This window comes from Variovorax sp. P1_H2, from assembly GCF_056405295.1.
The window spans coordinates 1-4,033 of sequence record NZ_JBFUCJ010000228.1 but is presented as its reverse complement, the minus strand read 5'-3'; the positions used below and the strand labels follow the sequence as shown (position 1 = coordinate 4,033).

Here is a 4,033-nt window from a genome sequence, read left to right as displayed (position 1 = left end):
GAACTGAGTCGCAACGTGCGTCACGCGGCGAGACTGCTGCATGCGTTGCGCGAAAGCGAGGAGCGCATGACGCTCGCCACGCAAGCCGCGAACCTGGGCCTCTGGATGCGTGATATCGCGTGCGGTACCTTCTGGGCGAGCCCGAGGACCCGGCAGCTGTTCGACTTTTCGCCGAGCGAGCCGATGGATCTGGAGTCGGTGCTGTTGAAGGTGCATGCCGACGACCGCCACATGGTTCGCCTGGCGTTCTCCGAGGCGGGAAGGCATAGGGTTGGCCACTATCAGACGGAGTTTCGCGTCAACGCTTCCGATGGCAGCACGCGATGGATCTCGGCGCAAGGACAATTCGAGTTCGAGCGCCAACGCGCTGTCCGCAGTCGGGGCGCCTGCAGCGACATCACCGCACGCAAGGAAGCCGAGCAGGAAATGTTGCGTCTGCGGCATGAGATCGCTCACGCAGGCCGCTTGTCCGTGATGGGGCAGCTGGCGGCCGCTCTGGCCCACGAAATCAACCAGCCGCTGGGCGCCATCCTGCGCAATGCCGAAGCCGCCGTGCTCATGCTGCAATCCGGTCAGGCGGACCTTGAGGAGATCCGTGCGATTGTCGACGACATCCTCGCCGATGACCAGCGAGCGGGTGCCGTGATCGATCGCATGCGCGCGATGCTGCGGCGCCACGAGGTCGAGGTCATGCCGCTGAACGTGCATGACCTTCTGGAGAATGTCACCGCATTGGTCCGTCCCGACGCCGCAGCGCGCCGCATTCGCGTGCATTTGCAGGTTGCGCACCCTCTGCCGCCGGTCCTCGGCGATCGCATCCATCTGCAGCAGGTGCTGCTCAACCTGATCTCCAACGGCATGGACGCCATTGACGAAGCCGCACACCAGGTGCGCAGCATCGTGGTCACCGCGATGCATCGCGGCGCCGAGACGGTCGAGATCGCTGTCAACGACAACGGTTCGGGTATTCCCAAGGAGCGGATGGAGCAGATCTTCGGGTCGTTCTTCACCACCAAGCCGACCGGGATGGGTATGGGCCTGTCGATCTCGCGCACACTGATCGAGGCACACGGTGGGCGGCTGTGGGCCGAGAGCGTGGAGGGTGGCGGCGCCAGCCTGCGCTTCACGCTGCCGGTGTCACTGGCCGATGGGCAGGCAATGGCTACGCCACTGCCCGAGCGATCTGCTGAGCAAGTGCGAAAAACAGCATGAATCGTGCAATCGGCGATCCTCGGCGCAGCGAACGATGCTCGGCGAAGTTGGCGCGGCACGCTGGTGGGTGACGAATACCAGGCCCTCCAACAGCGGTTGGAATGCGATGCCCCGATCGCTTGCGGAAAGCCGCATCGAAGAGTTGCTTCCGCACAGCTGGCGGCGTAAGTCAAAGGCAAGCGCTGTCGATATGCGCCACTGAGCGACCGCAATGAAAGTCGGGCCAGTCCTCGAATCCGACACGTGCGGCGCTCAGTTCAGTGAGATGCCCCTTTCCAGGGCGAACTCCAGAACGCTACTTCGACGCCACTATTCCCGGTGGCTTCCACGTTCCTGCACCGGCCGGCAGGATCGAAGGCGGCGTTTCCTTGGGCCAGTACAGGCGCATCACCAGGTAGATCGGGCCGTCGGGAGCGGGCAGCCAGTTGGYTTCTTTCGCCTTGCCTGGTGAGTCCTTCTGGATGTAGAGCGTGAGCGAGCCGTCGGCGTTCTTCTTCATCCCCGACACCATCGGCGAGTTGATGAGGTACCGGTTGATCGGATTCTTGATCAGAAGCTGGCTCTTGCCGTCGTACATCGTCACCGACCAGAAAGAGTTCACTGGCGGCTGCTGGCCTGCCGGAAAAGTCAATGTGTAGGCGTGCTTGCTTCCGTCTAGAGGCTCGCCCTTCCCATCAACGCGAGTCAACGGATACATGGCCTCCACAGCGTCATTGCCGTAGATTCCTGCTTTGGCCGTAGCGGCTCGCTTGAGCCAGTTGCCGTTGTAGAAGGCGCGGTCGCCTGGCAGGGAGCCGACGCTCCAGCCGTTGACATCCTTCATGCCGGTCGCCAGGTACTTCTCGATCTTCTCGTCGCCATCCTTCATGCCCAGGCCGACGGCGGCCTTGTGTTCGAGCGAAAGATCCTTGAACTCGAAGGTCTTGCCCGCCCCGATGCCGATGCGGGCGAGCCTGGCCCTTAGCTCCTTGTCTTCCGGGGTGGGCGGCACGTACTGAAGCGCGGCGTCCAGATACTCGAAGTAGTTCTGCTTGATCCCGGCCGTGGTGGCGGGGAGGAACTTGATCGCCGGCGCAGCCGCTGGAGCAGGCTGATTGAGGAAGGCGGACAGCGGCTGCACCTTGTAGCCCGACTGCACCTTCACCACATTCGGCATGTCCTTGGGATTGAAGAGCTGAGTCCGCATGCCGGTCAAGGCGAAGGGAGTGGACGAGGTGAAGACTTTCTTGATGCCAGGGGGCGTGGCGCCTTTCCAGTCGGGACCGACCACCATGTAGTGGCCTGGCTCGTTGCCGGTGGCACGGCTGCCGATGTAGCCGTAGTTGTAGGTATTGCCATCGATCAACTGCACCGAGTAATAACGCCGCTTGTCCACCGCCGGCACCGAAATCACCACCGGCTCCGCGCGCAAATCCAGCCAGGCAAACGAGTACGGAGTGTCGCTGTTTGGCGTGATGATGGCTGTGTCTTGGTAGGTGTAGACGCGAGGCTCGTTCTTCAGCTGGTTGAACGGCGCCTTGTATTGCGGGCCGCTCTTGTCCACGGCATATTCGTTCATCACCGCGTAGTTCATGACCAGCGGCAGCCCGTAAATGAAGGCCTCCTCCGCGATGGCCTTGGTCTCGGCGATGCCGGGCGCGGCGATGCCCTTGGCGGCGTCGGCTTTTGCGGCCTGGGCCACGGGATCGTTCTTGCTGGCGCAGCCCGCCATCAAGGCCATCGCGGCAGTGGCGATCGCTGCCCATTTCAAGAGAGAAGGAAGTTCGGCGTTCATGATTGATCTTGTACTTTGCGAAACGTGATCCCTGCACCGTTGCAGCGGCCCGCGCGATGATGACACCGGCCCCAATGGGTTGACAACTGCCCTTTAGGGCAGTGCCACGACTGTAGCCGGTCGCGGGTGGGTGAGCTCCGGGCCCCAAGCCGCCAGTCCGGACCTGGAACTCGCGCCCTTGATGCCCGTGCGCAGCATCAGCCCCTTGGCTTGCAGGATGTCGTTGACCACGCGAAGCACGTCGACGGCCAGGTCGTGGGCCTCGGACCTTCCCTAAAGGGCTGTTCCCCTGAAGCGTTGCTTGGGTTAAAAGGCTCGACATCCCTAACCAGAACAACTTCCGAGGCCCCCCGATGCTGAGCAACTTGCCGAGCTCGATTTTGTCCCGCGCCTTGACCGGCGCGCTGATCGCCACGGGGGGCTATGGACTTGCCGCTGCCCCAGCCATCGCCCAGACGAGGAATCCCGACCGCGAAGCGTATTTCGGCGAGACGCACGTTCACACGAGCTGGTCGCTGGACGCTTGGCTTGGCGGGAACCGCACCGATCCCGGCGACGCGTACAAGTACTTCAAGGGCGAAGCCATCAAGCACCCGTCTGGCTACGACGTCAAGATCGACACCCCGCTCGACTGGGCGGGTGTCACCGACCATTCGGAGTATGTGGGCGTGATCCGGCTGGCGAACGATCCGACCTCGCCGATCAGCAAGGTGCCCGCGGCGCAGCCGATGATCCTCAAGTCGAATTCGACGTCCGAGTTGAACAGGATCTTTACCTACGTCGTGAAGCTGATGGGCGGGCCGCCGGTCAAGTCGCTCATGTCGCCGGAGGTCGCGGGCACGGTCTGGAAGCAGAACACCGAGCTCGCCGAAAAGGCGAACGAACCAGGCAAGTTCACGACCTTCTGCTCCTACGAGTGGACGTCAACGCCGAACAACATGAACCTGCATCGCAATGTCTTTTTCAAGGACTGCAGCAAGGTGCCGATCATGCCTTTCACCGCGCTTGATTCGCACCATCCCGTGGACCTCTGGAACTGGATGGATG

General features: G+C 62.5%; 3 protein-coding genes. 2 read left to right on the top strand and 1 reads right to left on the bottom strand.

Features of this window, described 5'->3' with window-relative positions; translation table 11 throughout:
- Positions 1–1,212: sensor histidine kinase (locus AC1D2E_RS35010; RefSeq protein WP_478201661.1), on the top strand; the 1,212-nt coding region annotated here is incomplete at its 5' end.
- Positions 1,213–1,507: 295 nt separating this feature from the next.
- Here the strand turns inward: AC1D2E_RS35010 and AC1D2E_RS35005 are convergent.
- Positions 1,508–2,986, bottom strand: coding sequence for a DUF1254 domain-containing protein (locus tag AC1D2E_RS35005; RefSeq protein ID WP_478201660.1), 1,479 nt, complete (start codon positions 2,984–2,986; stop codon positions 1,508–1,510).
- 392 nt (positions 2,987–3,378) lie between these two features.
- Between AC1D2E_RS35005 and AC1D2E_RS35000 the strand changes: the two genes are divergently transcribed.
- The coding region (locus AC1D2E_RS35000) for a DUF3604 domain-containing protein (protein ID WP_478201659.1) at positions 3,379–4,033 on the top strand (655 nt) is incomplete at its 3' end.